This window comes from Microbacterium sp. NPDC087591, assembly GCF_044743625.1.
Classification (GTDB): Bacteria; Actinomycetota; Actinomycetes; order Actinomycetales; family Microbacteriaceae; genus Microbacterium.
Genome location: NZ_JBIUWU010000004.1, coordinates 104,833 through 125,702 on the forward strand (window position 1 = coordinate 104,833; position 20,870 = coordinate 125,702).

Here is a 20,870-nt window from a genome sequence, read left to right on the forward strand (position 1 = left end):
TGTAGAGTATGAATCCCGACTTCGGGAAACCGACGTGGCGAGAGAAGGCGTGTGCTTACCTGCTCGTCCGGCGCTTCACGCGCTGCATGGATGTCACGACGATCGCGACGAGCGCCGTCGGAAGAGCGAGGCCGAACACCGCTCCGAGTGCGACATCGTGCAGATAGTGCACGCCCTGGGCGACCCGGCCGGCGGCCACGAGTGTGGCGAGCGCGGCACCCGTCCACACGATCCATGCTCGGCCGGCGGCGAAGGCGATGACGACCAGCGCGCCGAAGGCGAGGGTCGCATGATTCGACGGCAGTGACCAATCGCCCGCCGGAGGGCAGTCGCCGGCGATGGCCCACCGCGAGCACGGACGGGCCTGGGCGAAGAGCAGCTTGGCGGCCTCGCTCGCGGCATAGGCGACGACGACGCCGAGCGCCGCGACGCTGGTCGTCAGCCGGCGTTCGGGATGCCGCAGCCACGAGAGGACGATGGCGCCGGCGGTGGCAAGCGCGAGCGTCGCCAGTCCGACCTCCGAGACGAGGTCGATGTGCGCGAAGTCGGCACCCAGGCCGGCGAGCGATCGTGTGGCCACGACGCTCAGGCTGCCGGGCACGGGAACGACGAGCACCACAAGCGCGGTCGCGCCGACGGCGACGAGGGGCAGGAGCAGGCGACGAGGAAGCGCACGGGGAGTCATGATCTCGACGGTAGGGCGGCGAGGAGGCGGTGCGCATCGGCCTCCGGGGGTATCAGGCGTTCATCCCGGAGAGGGATGCGCGTCTGCTCGAGCCATGATTGCATCGATGTACAGCGACCTCCGCTGAGCGCTGCGCGACTCGCGCTTCGTCCCGACGATCGAGAGGGTTCTTCTTCCCATGACCTCGCCGCACGACACGACCACAGCACTGCACGACGCCGCCCTGGATGCGGGCTTCAGCGGAGTCATCCGCGTCGACGCACCCGATGCGGAGCCCTTCGCCCGCGCCTACGGTTCCGCCGATCGCGCTCGTGGCATCCCCATGACGGTGGACAGCCGCTGCCTCGTCGCCAGCATCGGAAAGGGGTTCACCGCGCTGGCGGTGGGGGCGCTCATCGATGACGGCGTCCTCGCGCTCGACACTCCGGTGCGCCCTCTTCTGGGCGATGATCTTCCGCTCGTCGACGACGCCGTCACGGTCGACCACCTGCTGTCCCATACCTCGGGCATCGGGGACTACATCGATGAGACGACCGGATCGATCACGGACTACGTGATCGATCGCCCGCTGCACGAGCTCGATAACACCGAGGCGTTCATCCCGGTGCTCGACGGGCATCCGCAGGTCAGTACGCCGGGGGAGCGGTTCGCATACTGCAACAGCGGTTTCGTGCTGCTGGCGCTGATCGCGGAGCGGGCGTCGTCCGTGCCGTTCCACGAGCTGGTGCAGCAGAAGGTGTTCTCTCCCGCGGGGATGACATCGAGCGGCTACCCGCGGACGGATGACATGCCCGGCGATCTGGCTCTCGGCTACCTCGGCGACACCGACGACAGGACGAATGTGCTGCACCTGCCGGTGCGGGGCAACGGAGACGGCGGCGCTGCCACAACGGCGCGCGATCTGCATTCCTTCTGGGCGGCGCTCTTCGCCCACCGCATCGTCTCCGAGCGCACGCTGCGCACGCTCACGGAACCTCTGCACTCCGTCGACGACGAGGAGATGCGCTACGGTCGCGGCTTCTGGCGCGGCTGGGAATCCGAGACCGTTCTGCTCGAGGGGTACGACGCCGGCGTCTCGGGCCGCACCTGGCACGACCCCGTCTCGGGTGTGACCGGAACCGTCATCGCGAACTCCTCGGAGGGGGCGTGGTCGGTGCTGGGAGCGATCGAATGGTCGTGACCGCCGCATGCCGGCGGTGACTTGACGGTGCAGCAGGAGGCCCCGCCTCCCCGGAGACGGGGAGGCGGGGCCTTCACCGCTGCGAGACGAGGATTCGGGTCACATCTCGCAGCCGCTGATACGGAGGGGGATGCCGTATCAGCCGACTCCGTCCATCGCCGACGTCTCGGTGTTGCCGATGCGGGCGATCACCTCGGGCTGGCGGGCCTTGAGGTACCAGTACCGGGTGAGCGCGGCGAGCACGCAGACGATGAACACGTAGGGGATCACGTTGAACGGGAACGCCGGAACCGGGAACACGTTCGCGAAGAAGACGTAGGCCATGGTGGCGACCGCGATGGTCGCGCAGACCCAGACGAGTCCGTTGCGCATGCCGGCGCGCTGTGTGTAGACCACGCACGCGATCGCGACCAGCGCGTACGCGACCATGTAGCCGTAGGTGCCCCAGGTGTTGACCCAGACCAGGATCTCCATGGGGTCTGCACCCGCGATCAGGAACACGATGTCGACGACGACGGCCAGGGCGCCGGCGGCCAGCAGCACGCGGTGCGGGGTGAGGTGGCGCTCGTGCGTGCGGCCGAACCGCTCGTGCACGACGCCCTCCTTGCCCATCACGTAGACGATGCGGCCGATGACGTTGAGTGGCGCGACGACCACGGCGAAGAACGACGCCGCGACACCGAACGTCAGCACCGGGGCGAACCAGGCCGGCATTCCGATGAGCTCGGACATGCTCTCCAGCGGGCTCGCCGCGGTGGCGAGGTCATCGCCGAGGACGGCGATCTGGGTGTACGCCGCGAAGACGTAGAGGATGCCGACGGTGAGGGCGCTCCACATGATGGCGCGGGGGATGGCCTTGTACGGGTTCTTCGCCTCGCGACCGAGAGCATCCGCCGAGGAGAAGCCGACGAAGCCGAGGATTCCGAGCACCATGCCGGCGGCGATGCCCTGGAAGGAGGACCCCTCGGCCAGCAGCTGTGCCGGGTCCCAGGCTCCGGGGCCCGCCCACACGAGCGCGGAGATCAGCAGCACCAGGATGATCGCGACCGACAGGAGCTCGAGCACGAGCGACACCCGCGCCGAGAGCCGGATGCCGCGGATGGTGAACAGCGTCGCGAGACCGCCGAGCACGATCGCCAGCCCGATGCTCCAGCCGAGGCCGGATGCGGGAACGCCGAGCAGTGTCAGGAACTGGCTCATGTACGAGACCGACCCCATGAGCGATGCCGCCGCGATGCCGAAGCATCCGATCAGCAGCGTCGCACCGGCGAGGTACGCGCCTGCGGGGCCGAGGCCCTTCGACACGTAGGTGTAGAGCGAGCCGGCGGAGGCGTGCTTGCGAGCGAACACCACGACGCAGTAGCCGACGCAGAGGATCACGATCGTCGCGAGGCCGAACGCGTAGATGGTGCCGTTGCCGGCGCCGAGGAAGATCGCGGCGGCGGTGAACGCGATCACCGCACTCGGGGCGATGTTGGCGATCGCCTGGGCGGCCAGCTCGGGGCCGCTCATGACGCCGCGGCGCAGGCCCGCGTCGGTCGGCGCGCCGGGCGGTTGCTGGTGGGCTGTCGTGGTCAAGGGGTGCTCCTTCGTATCGGGTCTTGTCGGAGTACGGATGGGGGAGGGAGTGCGGGTCAGGGGATGAGGAGGGTGCGCAGCGCCTGGCCGGATTCGAGCTCGGCGAACGCCTCGGCGGCCTCGGCGAGGGGGCGGCGCGAGGAGATCAGCGGATCGAGGATCAGCTGCCCGTCCATGTACCGGTCGACGAGAGCCGGGATGTCGATGGCCGGACGCACCGACCCGTAGTTCGAGCCGAGGATGCGCTGGTCGGCTTCAGCCAGCACGAGCGGTTCGAACGAGGCGCGGGCCCCGGTCGGGGGCAGCCCCACGATCACGGCGGCGCCGCCGAGACCGAGCATCTCGATGGACTGCTCGGTCGTGACGGTGCGGCCGATCGCGTCGAAGGCGTAGTCGACGCCGTCGGGCAGGAGGGCACGCAGCTGTGCGACCGCGTCGCCGTCGGGGGCGACGATCTGGTCGGTGGCGCCGAACTGCGCGGCCAGGCGGGTCTTGTCCTCGCGGACGTCGATCGCGACGATCCGCTCGGCGCCGGCCAGGCGCGCACCCTGGATGACGTTCAGGCCGACGCCACCGCATCCGATCACGGCGACGAGCGCACCGGGTTCGACGCCGGCTGTGTTCATGACCGCGCCGACGCCGGTCGCGACCGCGCACCCCACGACGGCGATGACATCGAGCGGAGCGTCGTCACGCACCTTGATGGCACCGGAGGCGGGGACCACGACCTCCTCGGCGAACGAGGAGACGCCGAGGTAGTGGTGGATCGTCTCGCCGTCCTTGCTCAGGCGCGAGGTGCCGTCGAACAGCACGCCGTGCGGGGCGACGACCGTCGCCACCTTCTGGCAGCGTGCTTCGTGGCCGGAGCGGCAGTAGCGGCACTCGCCGCACGGCGGCACCCAGCTGAGCACGACATGATCGCCGACCGCGAGCGAGGTGACTCCCTCGCCCAGTTCCACGACCACGCCCGAGCCCTCATGGCCCATGACCATCGGTGCCGCTGCTGTCCACTCTCCGCGCTTGACGTGCAGGTCGGAGTGGCAGACGCCCGCGGCGGCGATCTTCACGCGCACCTCGCCGGCAGCCGGTGGGGCGAGCTGCACCTCGGTGTGCTCGATCGGGCTGTCGGTGTCGCGGAATACGATGGCCTGCATGTGGCCCCCTTCGTTCGTGTAGGTCGGGCCCCATCGTAGGAACGCGCGCGCCTCCGTGTCATTCATCAAAATGATGAGTGCGAGTGGATGAGATCGACATTCCTTATACTTCGGGTATGGCCCGAGACCTGGCGTCGATCGCCCGCCTCCTGGGCGGGACCCTCGTCGATGGTGGTGCGCTGGGTGCCCGCGCAGCCGTGTCGAGCGTCGTTCCGCTCGCGGACTTCGCGGTCGTGCCGCATCCGCAGTTCGCGACCCTCGTCGTCGGCGACCCTGCGGACGTCGTCGCCGCTCTCGACAGCGACGACCGTGGCGCCCCGCTCCGGCTCGCGGTCGTCGTCGTGACGGGGAGCCTCGATCCGGTGCCCGATGGCGTCACCGCGATCATGGACCCCGCCATGGAGCCCGCGGTCGTGCTCCCCACCCTGCAGGCGCTGCTCGCGACGGATGCGGCGGCCGAGGACCGCGCTGTGCTCGCCGCGACGAAGGTGCTGGCGCTTGCGGCGCGCCGCAGTGGAGTGGCCGGCGTCGTCGCAGAACTCGCCAGACGTCTCGACGGATGGGCGGTGCTGCTCGACCGCGACGCGCAGCCGATCGCCTCGGCCGGTGCGGGGGCGCTGCATGTGGGGGATGCCGTCGCCGTCGCGTTCAACCGTCCGGTGCGGGTGCGCAGCCGGGCGCTGCAGGTGCACCCGGTCGGCACGGACGAGGACATGTCGGCGTTCCTGGTCGTGACCGCTCGGAGCGGATCGACGAGCCGGGCGCGCGACCTGAGCTCACAGGCCGCGGCTCTGCTCGACCTGCTGCTGCGCACCCATGACGGCAGTCGCACGGAACGGCTCGGCCGGGCCACGATGATGCGTGTCCTCGAAGAAGGCGGACCCGCCGCCCTCACGCTGGCGAAGGACTGGGGCGTGCGCGATCGCACCCTGGCGGCGTTCGCGCTCTCGGCACGCTCATCCGACGTGGATGCGGAGCGGGTCGTCATCCACTGGCTGGAGGATCTCGGTGCCCCGCACCTGCTCTCGCCCTCGCAGGGGGTGGTGGCCGGTTTCGCGCGCGAGGAGCATGTCGAGGAGATCGCGCGGCGGGCTGCGGCGTTCTCGGTGCCGCTGCACCTCGGCCTCGGATCTCCCGCCCCCATCGACGCGCTCGCCGGCTCGGCGGAGGAGTCGCGACGCGCACACGAGGTCGCCGTCGCCGAGGGGCGAGGGGTGGTGCGCTATCGCGGCATGCCGACCATCGACCTGGTGCTCGACCGGCTGTCCCCGCCCGATGCGCGTCGCCTGGCATCGGTGCTGGAACCTCTCCGCGACGATGACCTCATCGACACGCTGCGGGGTTTCCTGGCCGAGAACGGCGCGTGGGGCGCGGCGGCCGCGCGACTCGGGGTCCATCGCCAGACGCTGGCCGCTCGGGTGCGCCGGATCGAGCAGCTCACGGGGCTGTCGATGTCGAGCCCCGACGACCGGGCCGCCGCCTGGATCGCGCTGCGCGCTCAGGCGTAGGCGGCGCGTGGCAGTGGCGGCGGACGCACCATGACCTGACCCCTTGCGGGCCTCGTCCAGGGTGACGAGGCCCGCAACGGGGTGTTCCGCGATGGGAGATCGGTGTCGCTCGGGTGCGCACCGACCGTCGCGGGGAACAGGCGCCCCTCTCGAGTTCTCCGGCTCCCCAGCCGGATTCTCGAGGGGTGCTGCCACCAAGGGGTGGCGCCTCTGTTCCTTGCTTGTGGGTTCTGCGCCCCAGACGCTTCACCCGTGTAGCCCCAGCTACGTTGATCGAGAATAGCGCGAAAACTCGTGTCCCCCAAATGGGGGACACGAGTTTTTGCTGAGAGTTTCCTGAGGGTCGAATTTCCCCCGCTCGGGCGCGGTGCTTCCGAGTGGATAGCGCCTTGGCTAGCGGCATCCGTCGCCCCTGGCGTGTCCCCGCGGTAGGCGAATCCGCCAGCGTAGGCCGCGTTGCGGCGAAATCTCCTCCTCGACGCATTCGCCTTCCTGTGGTCAGATCGTTGCTCGGGGTCCATAGTTGCCTTTCTGCAACTAATAGGCGTATAGTTGATTCTTATCAACTTTCTATGCAGGAGCTCTTCCCCGTGACAACACCTTCTTCCTCTCCGGTCTCCGAGGCGACGCGTTCGCCTCGCGAGGTCTTCACCGCGATCTCCGGCCTCGTCGTCGGCATGTTCGTCGCGGTGCTCTCGGGCACCGTCGTCTCGACCTCGATGCCGGTGATCATCGCCGACCTCGGCGGTACCCAGTCCCAGTACACCTGGGTCATCACGGCGAGCCTGCTGGCCACCGCCGTGTCCACCCCGATCTGGGGCAAGCTCGCCGACCTGGTCGACCGCAAGATCCTCGTGCAGCTCTCGCTCATCATCTTCACGGTCGGCACCGTGGTCGCCGGCTTCTCGACCGACACCAACATGCTGATCGCCGTGCGCGTCGTGCAGGGCATCGGCGTCGGTGGCCTGATGTCGCTCGTGATGATCGCCGTCGCCCTCATCATCTCTCCGCGCGAGCGCGGCAAGTACATGGGCGTCGTCGGCGGCATCATGGCCCTCGGCACCATCGGCGGCCCGCTGCTCGGCGGACTCCTCACCGACGTGTGGGGCTGGCGCTCCAACTTCTTCGTCGGCGTCCCGTTCGCGATCCTCGCCCTCGTGCTGCTGCAGTTCACGCTGCATCTGCCGAAGCCCCAGCGTGACACCAAGGTGTCGATCGACTACTTCGGCATCGTGCTGCTCGCGGTCGGCGTCTCGACGCTCCTCATCTGGGTCTCGATGGGTGGCAGCCAGTTCGACTGGGACTCCTCGACGAGCATCATGCTCGCGGTGACCGCCGGTGTCGCGATCGCCGGTTTCATCGCGGTCGAGTTCTTCGTCACGGAGCCGATCGTCCCGATGTCGCTCTTCAAGGGCCGCACCTTCACGCTGTCGGTCATCGCCTCGATCGCCATCGGCGTCTCGATGTTCGCCACCTCGGTGTTCCTCGCGCAGTACTTCCAGCTGGCCCGTGGTGCCACGCCCACGGAGTCGGGCCTCATGACGATCCCGATGATCATCGGTCAGATGGGCGCGTCGATCATCATCGGTCAGCTCGTCAGCCGCTTCGGCAAGTGGAAGGGCTGGATGCTCACGGGCGCCACTCTCACCACGATCGGCGTCAGCCTGATGTCGACGCTGCGCTATGACACCCCGTTCCCGCTAGTCGCCGTCTACATGTTCGTCCTCGGCGCCGGTCTCGGCATGGTCATGCAGAACCTCACGCTCATCGTGCAGAACGACACGCCTCCGCAGCAGCTCGGCGCGGCGTCGTCGAACGTCAACTTCTTCCGCACGATCGCCGGCACCATCGGTGTCACGGTCATGGGCGCCATGCTCTCGACGAGCGTCGCCAGCTACATGACCGATGCTCTGAAGGGGTTCACCCCCACGACGCAGGACGAGGTCGACGCGCTGCAGCACCTCGCCTCGGGTGATGTGCCGAAGGTGACGCAGCTTCCCGACACGATCCGCGCGATCGTCGAGGGGGCATACGGTCACGGCATCGCCGACGCCTTCATCATCGCCATCCCGCTCGCCGTGATCTCGATCATCGCCATCGCGTTCATCAAGAACAAGCCGCTGTCGACCAAGAACGCCGCCGAGCAGCTGCGCGAGCAGGCAGAGGAGTCGGTGATCGAGGTCGCCGAGGCCGAGGTCGGCGCCTCGATGGCCACCGGCTCCATCCGGATCGCCGGTGCCGAGTCGACGTCGACGCCCACCGCATCGGTGACCGTGCTCGAACGCGAGGACCGGGAGCCGGGGCGCTGACATGGTCACCTCGGAAGCGGCGATGTCGTCGGACGTCGACTCGGCCCTCAGCGACCTGCAGACCCATCTGAACCTGATCTTCGCGCGGACGCGGACGCTGTGGAAAGAGTCGGCGGCCCGCATCGATCCGGAGCTGCAGGTCGGCGGCTACAAGCTGCTGACGTTCATCGAACGTGCGGAGCAGGCGAACGCCCACGAGCTCGCGGACAAGTTCGAGATGGACAAGTCCGTCATCAGCCGCCAGGTGCGGATGCTGGAGGAGCTGGGGCTGCTCGAGTCCCGACCGGATGAGCGCGACGGCCGCCAGCGCGTGCTGACGGCGACGCCCGCGGCGTGTGCCGCACTCGCCGAGCTGCGCCGCGACCACGCCACCCGCCTGCGCACGGTCGTGGCCGGGCTCACGCAGGACGAGATCGCAGCCGCGTCGAAGGTCTTCCGGCTGCTGTCCGAGGTGTGATCGAAGCCCCTGCCGTCTCTCCGACGGCGGGGGCTTCGCCGTATGCTGGCGAGCATGAGTGCCGCGTCCGACGACCCCGCCCGCACCGACGCGCCGGACTCCGCCGAAGGCTCCGATCTCGACCAGGCGGTCTCGCGCGTCGAGCACGAGCTGGGGCGCCTCTTCGCCCGGATCCGCGTGAGCTGGCGCGAAGCCGCGGCCACCGTGCATCCCGATCTGCAGCCCCTGGGATACCAGGTGCTGACCTCGATCGCGACGGGCAAGGCCACCTCTGCCGGAGCCATCATCGAGCGGTTGCAGACCGACAAGTCTGCGGTCAGCCGCCACGTGCGTCAGCTGGAGCAGCTGGGACTGGTGGAGAGCGTCCGTGACCCGGAGGACCGCCGGGCGCGCGTGCTGGTCGCGACCGAGCTGGCGCAGGAGCGGGTGGCGCTCGCGCGGTCGCGGTACGAGGCACGCCTCGGGGAGCGGTTGCGGAGATGGTCGGCCGCTGACCTCGATCACTTCGCCGAGCTGCTCGCCGCGTTCGGTGACTGAGGAGATGCTGCGCAGGGCGTGGGGTGCCCCGCGCCCTGGTCGCCCCTCCGTGATCCTGGAGTGGTCGCGAATGGTCGCGTCCCCGGCCGGGAGGCGACGATCTGCGACGCCTCCCGGTGCGCGGGCGTCGTGAGTGGTCGCATCCGCGTCCGCGAAGCGACCATGTGCGACGCCTCCGAAGCCGGCGCGCTGCGCGCCGGTGCCGGGAAACTGAACGTCGGCAGTACGAAGGGACGGAACCATGGACGACCGCATCGGATTCATCGGGCTCGGAGTCATGGGGCAGCCCATGGCCCTCAACCTCGCGCACGCCGGCATCCCCCTGCTCGTGTGGAATCGCACGGGTGCGCGCACGGAGCCGCTGCGCGCCGCCGGTGCGGACGTGGCCGCGTCGATCGAGGACGTGTTCCGCCGCACATCCACGCTGTTCCTGATGCTCGTCAACGAGCGCGTCACCGATGAGGTGCTCGGTCGCGGGACGGATGCCTTCGCCGAACGGGTCGCTGGGCACCTGATCGTCTCCACCGGCTCGACCTCGCCGGAGTACTCGCGTGGCCTCGCGGCCGACATCCGCACTGCGGGTGGGAGATTCGTCGAGTCTCCTGTGTCCGGGTCGCGGATTCCGGCGGAGGCGGGCCGGCTCGTCGCACTCGTCGGGGGCGCCGCAGACGACGCCGCGGAGGTCGCGCCGTTGCTCGAGCCTCTGACGAAGACCGTCATCCACTGCGGTCCGGTCGGTCACGGGCTGCTCATGAAGCTGGCCGTGAACCACTATCTCGTCATCAGCATCGCCGGTCGCGCGGAGGCCGTGCACTTCGCCGATGGGCACGGCCTCGATCTCGACGTGCTGAGCGAGGCGCTGAACTCCGGTCAGCTCGCCAGCGACATCACCCGCGCCAAGCTGCCCAAGCTCTCCGCGCGGGAGTTCAGCGTGCAGGCGGCAACCGAGGACGGCCTGGCCAACGCGCGCCTCGTCTCAGAGGCCGCGCGGGCGCAGGGGGTCGCGAGTCCGCTGCTCGACGTCGCCGAGGAGCTGTATCGCGAGGCCGTCGACCTCGGCAACGCGCGCATCGACATGAGCTCGGTGATCGACGCTGTCGCGGCGCGGGATGCGGCAGGGCACACGGGGTCGTGAGGGTCGAAGGCCGCGCAGCGCTCTGCTCCGGGCGTCGCGAATGGTCGCATCCGCAGCCCTGAAGCGGCGTTCCGCGACGCCTCCCAGACCGTGGGTGGTCGCGAACGGTCGCCTCCGCAGGCTGGTGGCGACCATTCGCGACCACTGCGACACCTGCGCGAGGGAGGATGGATGCATGACGTCCCACCCGTACGACTCCCGCCCGTGGCTCAGCTCCTATGCGGAGGGGGTCCCCGCGGAGATCGAGCAGCCGACACAGACCCTGCCCGAGATGATGGCGGCGAGCGTGCGCACGTTCGGGCGACGCCCCGCTCTCGAGTTCTTCGGCGCCGTCACCACCTATCGGGAGCTCGGCGAGCAGATCGAGCGTGCGGCTGAGGGGTTGCGGCGCCTGGGCGTCGGCGCGGGGGACCGGGTCGCGCTCGTGCTGCCGAACTGCCCGCAGCACGTCGTGGCCTTCTACGCGACGCTGCGCCTGGGGGCGATCGTGGTCGAACACAATCCGCTCTACACCGCCCGCGAGCTGCGGCATCAGTTCGAGGATCACGGCGCTCGGGTCGCCATCGTGTGGGACAAGGTCGCCGATACGGTCTCCGGCTTCCCGTCCGACCTCACCGTCGAGCACATCGTGAGCGTCGACCTCACGGCCGCGATGCCGCTGTCGAAGCGTCTGCTGCTGCGCCTGCCGGTGCCGAAGGCCCGCGAGTCGCGCGCCAAGCTGACCGCTGCTCCGAAGGCGCGGCATCTGGTCGCCTGGAAGAAGCTGGTCGATCACCGCAGGCTCTCGCGCCGCATCCCCGGGCCGACGCTGAGCGACACCGCGCTGCTGCAGTACACGAGCGGCACCACCGGGGTGCCCAAGGGCGCGATCCTGACCCACGCGAACCTGCGCGCCAACGCGATGCAGGGGCGCGCCTGGGTGCCGGGACTGGTCGACGGACAGGAGACGTTCTACGGGGTGCTGCCGCTGTTCCACGCCTACGGCATGACCCTCTGCCTCACCTTCGCGATGAGCATCGGCGCGAAACTGGTGCTGTTCCCGACGTTCGACCTGGGGCTGGTCACCGCTGCGGCGCGGACGAGTCCGCCGACGTTCCTCCCGGCGGTGCCGCCCATCTACGACCAGCTCGCCCGCGCGGCCGCCCGCGGAACCATCGACCTCTCGACCGTCCGGTTCGCGATCTCGGGCGCGATGAGCCTTCCGGTCGCGACGGTGCAGCGCTGGGAGGAGGCGACCGGTGGCCTGCTCGTCGAGGGGTACGGCATGACCGAGAGTTCGCCGGTGGCGCTCGGCAATCCGATCGGGCGGACCCGTCGTCCCGGCACCGTCGGCGTGCCATTCCCAAGCACCGAGATCCGCGTCGTCGATCCGGATGACACCGACATCGACCTGCCGACCGGGGAGCGCGGTGAGCTGCTCATCCGCGGTCCGCAGGTGTTCCAGGGCTACTGGGGGCGGCGCGGTGAGACCGCCGATGTGCTGCTCGCCGACGGATGGCTGCGCACGGGGGACATCGCCGAGGTGTCGGAGGACGGGTTCGTGACGATCGTCGACCGGCTCAAGGAGCTCATCATCACCGGGGGCTTCAACGTGTCGCCGAGCGAGGTGGAGGACGCGCTGGAGGCGCATCCCGACGTCGTCGCTGCGGCCGTCGTCGGGCTGCCGCGATCCAGCGGAGGCGAGGAGGTCGCCGCAGCCGTCGTGCTGCGCGACGGAGCCGAACTCGACGTGAGTGCGCTGCGCGACTTCTGTCGCACCCGGCTCACGCCCTACAAGGTGCCCAAGCGCATCGTCGCGGTCGACGACCTTCCCCGCTCGCTGATCGGCAAGGTCCTGCGGAGGCAGGTGCGGGAGCGGATGCTGGACGGGGAGTGACCTGGTCTGCGGCGCAGGACTCCCGTGGGCGCGAACGGTCGCATCCACGTCCATGAGGCGACCACCTGCGCCCCCTGCCCGAACGCAGTGGGCGCGAATGGTCGCATCCGCAGCGTCGAAGCGGCCATCTGCGACGTCTGCGAGACCAGGGGGAGGAGCCAGAGACCAGGGGGAGGAGCCACCGCGCAGGGAATACTTCACGCCGCCTGTGCCTTACCTCCCACTGTGAGTCTTTACGAGCCCGCCGTCTTCGGCGCCCTGCAGCTGTCCAACCGCGTCGTCATGGCGCCGCTGACCCGCACGCGTGCCGACGCCGACGGTGTGCCGACCGATGTGATGGTCGAGTACTACCGGCAGCGCGCCGGCGTGGGCCTGATCATCACCGAGGGAACGTGGCCCGCTGCCGAGGGCAAGTCGTACCCGGGACAGCCGGGCATCGTCACGCCCGCGCAGATCGAGGGATGGCGGCGCATCGCGGATGCGGTGCACGCAGCCGGCGGCACCGTCGTGATGCAGCTCATGCACGGCGGACGCGTCGGTCACCCGGCGATCTCGGGGGAGCCGCGGGTCGTGGCACCCAGCGCTCTCGCCGCGCCGGGGCAGACCCGCACACCCGAGGGCAAGGCCGACCTGCCCGTCGCGCACGCCCTGACCGCCGAGGAGATCCCCGCCGTGATCGAGCAGTTCGCGCAGGCCGCGCGCAACGCGATCGCCGCCGGACTCGACGGTGTCGAGGTGCACGGCGCGAACGGCTACCTCGTGCACGAGTTCCTGTCGCCGGTGTCGAACGTCCGCGACGACCAGTACGGCGGATCGCCCGAGAACCGCGCGCGCTTCGCGATCGAGGTCACCACGGCGGTCGCCGAGGCCGTGGGGGCGGACCGCACCGGCATCCGCCTCTCGCCGCAGCACAACATCCAAGGCGTGCTCGAAGAGGATGACGCGGATGTCCGCGCGACCTACTCCGCTGTCGCCGAAGGACTCGCCCCGCTCGGCCTCGCGTTCGTCGACGTGCTCCAGGCCGCGCCGACCGGCGAGCTCGTGCAGCACATCCGTCGTACCGCCGGAGCGCCCCTGATCGTCAACACCGGGTTCGCCGTGCCGACCTCCCGTGTCGAGGCGGAGGAGCTCGTTGAGGAGGGCTGGGCGGATGCAGTCGCCGCCGGGCGTCCGGTCATCGCCAACCCCGACCTGGTCGAGCGCTGGCTGCAGGATGCGGAGCTCAACGAGCCCCGCCCCGAGCTGTTCTACGGCTTCACCGCCGAGGGCTACACCGACTACCCGTTCCTCGAGACGGTGCGCGCGGGGGCCTGAGCGCGCGAGGGCCTGAGCTCTCAGCGGGCCGGAGCGCTCAGCGTCGCACGCGGGCGCGGGTCTTCGCGACGCTTCCGAGCGTCGCCCGCACGGGAGTGCCGAGATAGAGACCCAGTGACGCGCCGGAGGCGAGCCCGACGCCGATGATCGCGGCGTAGATGAGCGAGCTGCCGGCGCCGACGACATCCGAGGCGGAACCGTCGGTGTGCACCATCTCGAGCAATCCCTGGAACACCGCGACACCGGGAACCAGGGGCACGATCGCCGCGGTCGTCACGGCCACCGACGGCACATGCAAGTTGTGCGCGATCAGTACGCCGATGAAGCTCGCCAGCAGGGCGCCGATCGCGCTCGCCGCAGCCGGGTGCAGGTTCAGAGCGGTCGCGAGCGTGTAGCCGGCGATCGTGATGGCACTCAGCAGCGCGCTCACCAGGATGATCCGGATACCGGCGCCGTTGAACACGGCGACGGCGACCGCGATGATGATCGCGCCCGCGAACACGCTCGGCAGCGGGCCGAAGGGTGCCGGATCATCCGGCAGTTCCATCGTGAAGCCGAGCACGGTGCCCAGCTCGAGCCCGACCAGGATGCCGATCACCACGCCCAGGGTCTGCATCGTGAGGTCGAGGATGCGGCCCCCGGCGGTCAGCGCGAACCCGTCGATCGCATCCTGCGCCGCACCGACCACGGTGAGCCCCGCGAGCATCAGCACGATGCCCGAGGCGACGATGATCGAGGGCCGGATGTCGACGAACGGTTCGATCCCCGCCGCCCCCAGCGCCGACACGGCGACCGCGACGACGGTGGTGACGAACCCTCCGGCGATCTGGCTGAAGAACAGCGGCACGCGCAGGCGCGCGAGCCCTGCCTGGGTGAGCGCGGCGGCGAGGGCGGCGACGAAGGTCAGGCCCACGATGAGCGGCGAGGCGCCGAGCAGGATGCTCACCCCGACCGCGAGCATGGCGCGCGCGACCACGACGACCGGCTGCTGGTAGCGGAACGGCACGCGGCGGATGACCCGGAACGCGGTGCGGGCGGACTCCAGGTCGAGGCCGCCGCGGATGTCCGAGACCAGCGCCTGCACACGCTGCAGCTTCGCGTGATCCGGCGCCGCCACACGCACCACGCGCACCAGCGTCTCCGGCCACACCTCGCCGCTGAGGTGGAACGACACCGTGATCGAGTTGTACGTGACGTCGACCTGCACGCCGCGGAGCCCGTAGGCATCGCACACGCGCGTGATGGCGAGGGTGACCTCGTGCGCGGAGGCGCCGACCGCGAACATCGACTCGCCGATGCGGGTCGACAGATCCAGCACCTTGGGCACCATGCCCTCGTCGATCACGGGCATCACTTCGGTGAGTGCGACGGACGAGGGGTCGCTGTGCACGATCCTGCCGAGGGAGGCGAGCAGTCGCCGCGGGGACTTCGGGGACATGCTTCCATTGTCTCCCGCGCGTGCTGTCCCGCGTCGGCGCGCGCCGAGTGCACGGGTTCCTGTCCACTGCACGGGGTATCCGCGCGGGGAGGCCGTGCACTCGACGCGAAGTCGTGCACTCGACGGCGCGGGGGCGCGGGCTACCGCGCGAGTGCGGCGAGCTCGGCGCGGTTGCGGGCGCCGGTCTTGCGCAGCAGTTTCGACACGTGGAACTTGACCGTGTGCGGGCTCACGCGCAGCGCGGTGGCGATCTCGGCGTTGCGCGCGCCGGTGCTCAGGTGCCGCAGGATCTCGCGCTCGCGGTCGCTGAGATCCACATCCTCCTCGACCGAGTGCGTGGATGCCGACGGCGGATCCAGCGGCAGGGCGATGGTCAGGTCGCTGCCCCAACCGAACGTGGAGGCGACGCGGAACGTGCCGTCGTTCGCGCTGACCTGTTCCGCGATGCGTCGCAGGGCGTCGTCGTGCGCGTGCAGGTCGCCGCGACCGTCATCCCGGATGCCGATCAGCAGGTTCAGGCCGTCGCAGTCCCACTGGATGCGCACGCGGCGCGCGTCGTCGGCATCCGCGAAGGCCAGCACGGCATTGCGCACGATGGCGCGCGCCGACAGAGCGACCGCGCCGGGGAGTGCGCGTCCGTTGGCCGGCGGCTCCACGAACTGCACGTCGAGCTGCCCGAACCGCACGAGCGGGCGCAGGTCGGTCTTCAACCGCTCGAACGCCCCCACCACGGGTTCGAGGAAGTCGTTCTCGCGCACATCCGATGCCGTGCGCAGGTCGACCAGCGCGGCCGCCGCCACGTCGATCGCGGTCTGCCGCGCGGCCTGATCGCTCAGGCGCGTCGAGCGCAGCACAGCGAGCAGCGACTCGAGAGTGACCGCGTGCCGGTCGGACTGCTCGGCGAGGAGCCGCGCCTGCTCTGACGTGCGCACGCGGGCGGCCTGGGACGTGACGGTGGTGACCATGCCGTGAGACTAGCCGATCGGGCAGTGCTAGCCGAACGGCTAGTTCTTCCAGACGTTCGGCGGAGTCCACGGCGCGGCTGTCGTCTCGATAATCGGAGGATGAGCACCGCCACCCTCCTCGCCGCCGACGCGCTGCGCACCGTGCAGAGCGAGGTGGATGCCGCCCTGCGCTCCCTCGCCGATACCGACTCCGCGGCCATCTCCGCGCTCGCGGATGCCGTGCGCGGCGCCGACCGGGTGTTCCTCCTGGGCGCCGGTCGGTCCGGGCTCGCGCTGCGGATGACGGCGATGCGGCTCATGCACCTCGGGCTCACCGCGTTCGTCGTGGGAGACACCACGACGCCCGCGATCGCACGCGGAGACCTGCTGCTCACCGCGACCGGCTCCGGCACGACGACCGGCATCGTCCGCGCGGCGACCACCGCGCACGGGCTCGGTGCCGCCGTCGCGACGATCACCACCGCGCCCGGATCACCGGTCGCCGCGCTGTCGTCCGTGGTCGTGACCGTGCCAGCCGCCGGCAAGCTCGATCGTTCCGGCGCGGCATCCGCCCAGTACGCCGGCAGCCTCTTCGAGCAGACCGTCGTGCTGCTCGGCGACGCCCTGTTCCATGCTCTCTGGCAGCGCAGCGGCCTCTCCGCCGACGAGCTGTGGCCGCGCCACTCGAACCTCGAATGACCCTGGCTGCCTCGAACGACCCCGCCTCCCTCGAACGGCCCGGCCTCCCTCGAACGGCCCGGCCTCCCTCGAACGGCCCGGCCTCCCTCGAACGACCCCGCCTGCCTCGAACGACCCCGCCTCCCTCGAATGACCCCGCCTCCCTCGAACGACCCGGCCTCCCGGCCGACCCCACATGAAAGCAGGAACATGAAGATCCAGTTCGCCATCGACACCCTCACCACCGCCGCGGCGCTCGACCTCGCCGCCGCTGCGGCCCCGCACGTCGACATCCTCGAGCTCGGCACTCCGCTCATCAAGAGCGAGGGTCTGTCGGTCGTCACTGCGATGAAGGCCGCCCACCCCGACAAGGTCGTGTTCGCCGACCTGAAGACCATGGATGCCGGAGAGCTCGAGGCCGAGATCGCCTTCGCCGCCGGCGCCGACCTCGTCACGGTGCTGGGCTCCGCCGACGACAGCACGATCACCGGCGCCGTGAAGGCGGCGACCACGCACGGCAAGGGCATCGTCGTCGACCTGATCGGCGTCGCCGACAAGGCAGCGCGGGCGAAGGAGGTCGTCGCCCTGGGCGCGGTCTTCGTCGAGATGCACGCCGGACTCGACGAGCAGGCGAAGGAGGGCTACTCGCTCGACGGTCTGCTCGAGGCCGGTCGTGCCGCGGGCGTGCCGTTCTCGGTGGCCGGAGGCGTCAACGCCTCATCGATCGCCGCCGTCCGTGACTCGGGTGCGCAGATCGCCGTCGCGGGTGGGGCCATCTACGGCGCGCCGGATGTCGGTGCCGCGGCCGCCGGTCTGCGGGCAGCCCTGGTCTGACGTTCGACCTCACGACGCCGCCCGCCGGACTCTCGGCGGGCGGCGTCGTCGTCGGTGGCGTCGGTGCCGAGTGCACGGGGTGCTGCCGAGTGCACGGGGTGTCGGCGTCGGGCGGTCGTGCACTCGACGCCAGGTCGTGCACTCGACGCCCGGTCGCGCGAGGTCATTGCTCAATGTATCGCTCGCGGAATACTGCATCCGGGCTCCGTGCGGCAACCCCCTCGCTCCGGCTCGGGTGCAGACCTATGGTCAACGGTGGAGCCGCGGATGCTTCGGGAGGGTGCGGCATCCGCGTGGGTTCCGCCCGCCGGTGGTCCGCCGTCGTCCTCAGGGGGCGACTCGGGCCATCGGCGGTTGCCGGTCGTGGTTGTCCTGGCCGATCCCGGCCGCCCTAGGTCGCGCGACATGCAGGAGATCTCGCGACTTGCAGGGAGGTTTCGCGGGATTCATCCTGCATCCCGCGCTTTCTCCTGCATCCCGCGCTTTCTCCTGCATGTCGCGCGATGGCCCGCGATGGCCCGCGATGGCCCGAGATGGTCCGCGATGCTCCGCGACGGTGCGGCCGGACGGGTCAGTCCGCGTCGTTGCTCAACCCCAGGTCGGGGTCGACGTTCGCCTCGTCACCCTGCTCGAGCGGGTCGAGGCCGTCGCTGTCGTCGTCGGCGCCGTCATCGGCGGTGAAGACCTTCTCGTCATCCGGCGCCTCTGCGGCGGCGTCGAACGGGCCCTGGTCTTCGGGGTAGGAGCGGGGGTCGGACATGGTGTCGCCTTTCTGGGGGGATGCCGCACCGATCGGATGCGGCACCGATCGACGACGGCCGATCGGATGCTCAGCTTCACGCACCAGCCGCAGACCCGCGCGCCCGTTGACAACGTGCGCGTCCCGTGGTCACAGTGCCAGGGGCCGACCCCGCTCACTCCGCGCAGGTCTCGAACACGTACGCCGGGTCGTCCGGCGTGACCAGGTCGCGGTCGCGCAGCACCATCGACGCCGGTGACTCCGCATCCGCGCACATCTCCGCGAAGCTCCGCGGCAGCTCGTCGCTGTACTCGATGTCGATCACATGCTCGCCGTAGACCTCGGCGTAGACGTCGCACTCTGCGAAGACGGCGCACTCCTCTGTCACTGCGAAGTCGAAGCCCGCCTGCTCGTGCAGCTTCACGGCGTCTTCGGCGGCGTTCTTCTGACCGGCCGCGAGACCGGCACCGTGGGCGGCGTCGACGAACAGTGCGGCGAGGGCGAGGTTGTCGTCCAGCGAGAGAGCGTCGTCCGACCGGGTGTAGGAGTCGAGGTTGTCGAACTCGACGGCGGCGAACCCGTCATCCGCGCAGCCTTCGATCCAGGGGATGATCTGAGCGGCGATGCGCTCGCGGCGGTCGGCGGTCGACGTGTCGAGCAGCGCCTCGTCCGGCCAGTCCGGGTCGAAGACGGTCTCGCCGTCGTGCTGCAGCAGCAGATCGGCATCCCAGGTGTCGAGTTCGCCCGGCTGCGTCTGGAACCCGTTCACGTAGCAGATCGAGTAGACGTCGGCTGCGGGCTCCGCCGACCGATCGCGGCCGACGATGCCGACCTCGGCTGCCGGGTCGTAGGCTCCGCCGAGCTGATAGTCGGGCACGGCACCAGCGGGCGGCAGCCCCCAGTCTCCGTCGGCGGACGAGTCAGCGGGGGCGTCCGGGGTATGCCCGGAGTGCGTGACCGTCGCCGCCCCGGAGGTGCAGCCGGTGAGCGCGAGCAGGGTGATGAGCACGGCGACGCTGCCGCGTGCGCCAGGACGGTCTCGTGCGGGCATCGTTCGAGCATACGGCTGCGGTGGCGGCGCAGGTGGTGTCATCGGGCCGCGGGCACCGGTCCGCCCGGGGCGGGCGCAGGCACGTCTGCGGCCTCGACGGGGTTGCGGCGGATGCCGATCCACGACACCACGCCGCCGAGCACGAGCAGAACGGCGGTGACGATGGCGGCGTTGTGGAAGCCGCCGAGATCGAGCGACCCGCCCACGATGGTCGACAGCATCGCGACCACGAGCAGACCGGCGACACGGGAGACGGCGTTGTTCACGGCCGAGGCGATGCCGGAGTGCTTCTCGTCGATCGCACCGAGGATCGCCGCGGTGAGCGGGGCGACGGTGAGCGAGAGGCCGAGACCCATCACGATCATCGCCGGCAGCACCTGCCACCAGTACGAGAACTCGGTCGACACGAACAGCAGGAGCAGCGCGCCCGCCGCCATCAGCAGGGGGCCGACGGTCATGAAGATGCGGGGGCCGAAACGTCCGGCCCACTGGCCGGCGCGGGAGCTGAGCAGGATCATCAGGATCGTCATCGGCAGGCTCGCCAGGCCCGCGGCGGTCGCCGAGAGGCCGGCGCCCTGCTGCAGGTAGACGCCGATCACGAAGCCGCTGAGCGACAGCGCGGCGTAGACGAACAGGGTCGCCAGGTTCCCCCAGCCGAAGTCGCGCACGCGGAACAGCCAGAGCGGCATGAGCGGCTCGGCCGCACCCCGCTGGCGCAGCAGGAACCAGATGAACAGTGCGGCGCCGACTATGCCGGGGATCCAGATCGCGGGGGAGCCCCAGCCGAGGTTGGGCTGCTCGATGAGCGCGAACACGACCGCACCGAGCCCGATCGCGCACAGGGCGCCGCTCCACCAGTCCACCCGCACTCCCCGCGGATGCTCTGGCAGCCGGAGCCGGGCGAGCAGCAGCAGGGTCACGCCGATCGGGATGACGTTGATCAGGAAGACGAAGCGCCAGGAGAGGTAGTCGACGAACAGTCCGCCCAGGAGCGGTCCCACCAGCTGAGCGCCGGTGGTGAACGCCGTCCACACGCCGATCGCCCTGGCCTGCACACCGGCGCGCATGGTGGCGGTGATCAGGGCGAGCGAGCTCGGCACCAGCAGCGCACCGGCCGCCCCCTGCGCGGCGCGCGCGATGATCAGCATGAGCGGATCGATCGAGGCCGCCACCGCGACCGAGGCGATGCCGAACGCGATCAGCCCCACCCGCATCACGACCACCCGGCCGAAGGCGTCGGAGACCGATCCGGCGAGCAGGATCAGCGCGCTCAGCGTGATCAGGTACGAGTCCACGACCCACTGCTGGGTGGTGATGCCGCCGCCGAGTTCTTCGCTGATCGCGGGAAGGGCGACGGTGACCACCGTGCCGTCGAGGAACGTCACGAACGAGGCGAGCACGGCGATCGAGATCACGAGCCGCTGGAGAGGGGCGAAGGAGGCCACAGCCCGAC

The 20,870-nt window shown here is 70.1% G+C and carries 18 protein-coding genes; 10 read left to right on the forward strand and 8 right to left on the reverse strand.

Annotation, left to right across the window (positions count from 1 at the left end; all coding sequences use genetic code 11):
• Positions 1–55 precede the first annotated feature (55 nt).
• Positions 56–685, reverse strand: coding sequence for a phosphatase PAP2 family protein (locus ACIOVG_RS18230; RefSeq protein WP_400876719.1), 630 nt, complete (start codon positions 683–685; stop codon positions 56–58).
• 178 nt (positions 686–863) lie between these two features.
• Here ACIOVG_RS18230 and ACIOVG_RS18235 point away from each other — a divergent pair, with 178 nt between their 5' ends.
• Complete coding sequence (locus tag ACIOVG_RS18235) at positions 864–1,865, forward strand: serine hydrolase domain-containing protein (protein WP_400876722.1); 1,002 nt, start codon at positions 864–866, stop codon at positions 1,863–1,865.
• 138 nt (positions 1,866–2,003) lie between these two features.
• On the opposite strand, the gene ACIOVG_RS18240 is transcribed toward ACIOVG_RS18235, so the two are convergent.
• Both ACIOVG_RS18240 and ACIOVG_RS18245 read right to left on the reverse strand, forming a co-directional pair.
• Complete coding sequence (locus tag ACIOVG_RS18240) at positions 2,004–3,377, reverse strand: APC family permease (RefSeq protein ID WP_400876892.1); 1,374 nt, start codon at positions 3,375–3,377, stop codon at positions 2,004–2,006.
• A 122-nt stretch (positions 3,378–3,499) separates the two neighbouring features.
• Positions 3,500–4,597 (reverse strand): alcohol dehydrogenase catalytic domain-containing protein, encoded by a 1,098-nt coding sequence (locus ACIOVG_RS18245; RefSeq protein WP_247631221.1) that lies wholly within the window; start codon positions 4,595–4,597, stop codon positions 3,500–3,502.
• A 116-nt stretch (positions 4,598–4,713) separates the two neighbouring features.
• On the opposite strand from ACIOVG_RS18245, the gene ACIOVG_RS18250 reads away from it, so the two are divergent.
• The 7 genes from ACIOVG_RS18250 (at position 4,714) to ACIOVG_RS18280 (ending at position 13,733) form a co-directional block, all read left to right on the forward strand.
• A complete protein-coding gene (locus tag ACIOVG_RS18250; protein ID WP_400876726.1) occupies positions 4,714–6,105 on the forward strand; it encodes a PucR family transcriptional regulator in 1,392 nt (463 codons plus the stop codon).
• Positions 6,106–6,677: 572 nt separating this feature from the next.
• Complete coding sequence (locus ACIOVG_RS18255) at positions 6,678–8,414, forward strand: DHA2 family efflux MFS transporter permease subunit (RefSeq protein ID WP_400876729.1); 1,737 nt, start codon at positions 6,678–6,680, stop codon at positions 8,412–8,414.
• 1 nt (position 8,415) lies between these two features.
• On the forward strand, positions 8,416–8,871 hold the full coding sequence (locus tag ACIOVG_RS18260) for a MarR family winged helix-turn-helix transcriptional regulator (RefSeq protein WP_400876732.1): 456 nt from the start codon (positions 8,416–8,418) through the stop codon (positions 8,869–8,871).
• Between the two features lie 54 nt (positions 8,872–8,925).
• Positions 8,926–9,408, forward strand: coding sequence for a MarR family winged helix-turn-helix transcriptional regulator (locus tag ACIOVG_RS18265; protein WP_400876735.1), 483 nt, complete (start codon positions 8,926–8,928; stop codon positions 9,406–9,408).
• Positions 9,409–9,649: 241 nt separating this feature from the next.
• Entirely contained in the window at positions 9,650–10,543 is an 894-nt protein-coding gene (locus ACIOVG_RS18270) for an NAD(P)-dependent oxidoreductase (protein WP_400876738.1), read from the forward strand.
• Positions 10,544–10,718: 175 nt separating this feature from the next.
• Complete coding sequence (locus ACIOVG_RS18275) at positions 10,719–12,419, forward strand: long-chain-fatty-acid--CoA ligase (protein ID WP_400876741.1); 1,701 nt, start codon at positions 10,719–10,721, stop codon at positions 12,417–12,419.
• A gap of 225 nt (positions 12,420–12,644) precedes the next feature.
• Positions 12,645–13,733: an alkene reductase gene (locus ACIOVG_RS18280; RefSeq protein ID WP_400876744.1), complete on the forward strand. Its 1,089-nt coding sequence runs from the start codon at positions 12,645–12,647 to the stop codon at positions 13,731–13,733.
• 37 nt (positions 13,734–13,770) lie between these two features.
• Here ACIOVG_RS18280 and ACIOVG_RS18285 read toward each other — a convergent pair whose 3' ends face one another.
• Complete coding sequence (locus ACIOVG_RS18285) at positions 13,771–15,171, reverse strand: threonine/serine exporter ThrE family protein (protein WP_400876747.1); 1,401 nt, start codon at positions 15,169–15,171, stop codon at positions 13,771–13,773.
• A 140-nt stretch (positions 15,172–15,311) separates the two neighbouring features.
• Positions 15,312–16,136 (reverse strand): LuxR C-terminal-related transcriptional regulator, encoded by an 825-nt coding sequence (locus ACIOVG_RS18290; RefSeq protein ID WP_400876750.1) that lies wholly within the window; start codon positions 16,134–16,136, stop codon positions 15,312–15,314.
• Between the two features lie 99 nt (positions 16,137–16,235).
• Here ACIOVG_RS18290 and hxlB point away from each other — a divergent pair, with 99 nt between their 5' ends.
• Positions 16,236–16,814 carry a 6-phospho-3-hexuloisomerase gene (gene hxlB / locus ACIOVG_RS18295; RefSeq protein WP_400876753.1) on the forward strand — a complete coding sequence of 193 codons (579 nt, stop codon included), beginning with the start codon at positions 16,236–16,238 and terminating at the stop codon, positions 16,812–16,814.
• 189 nt (positions 16,815–17,003) lie between these two features.
• On the forward strand, positions 17,004–17,627 hold the full coding sequence (gene hxlA, locus ACIOVG_RS18300; protein ID WP_400876756.1) for a 3-hexulose-6-phosphate synthase: 624 nt from the start codon (positions 17,004–17,006) through the stop codon (positions 17,625–17,627).
• 571 nt (positions 17,628–18,198) lie between these two features.
• Here the strand turns inward: hxlA and ACIOVG_RS18305 are convergent.
• The 3 genes from ACIOVG_RS18305 to ACIOVG_RS18315 all read right to left on the reverse strand — a co-directional run bounded on the left by ACIOVG_RS18305 (position 18,199) and on the right by ACIOVG_RS18315 (position 20,862).
• Positions 18,199–18,387: a hypothetical protein gene (locus ACIOVG_RS18305; RefSeq protein ID WP_400876759.1), complete on the reverse strand. Its 189-nt coding sequence runs from the start codon at positions 18,385–18,387 to the stop codon at positions 18,199–18,201.
• Between the two features lie 154 nt (positions 18,388–18,541).
• Positions 18,542–19,417 (reverse strand): endo alpha-1,4 polygalactosaminidase, encoded by an 876-nt coding sequence (locus ACIOVG_RS18310; protein WP_400876762.1) that lies wholly within the window; start codon positions 19,415–19,417, stop codon positions 18,542–18,544.
• A 38-nt stretch (positions 19,418–19,455) separates the two neighbouring features.
• Positions 19,456–20,862: an MFS transporter gene (locus ACIOVG_RS18315; protein ID WP_400876765.1), complete on the reverse strand. Its 1,407-nt coding sequence runs from the start codon at positions 20,860–20,862 to the stop codon at positions 19,456–19,458.
• Between the last annotated feature and the right edge of the window lie 8 nt (positions 20,863–20,870).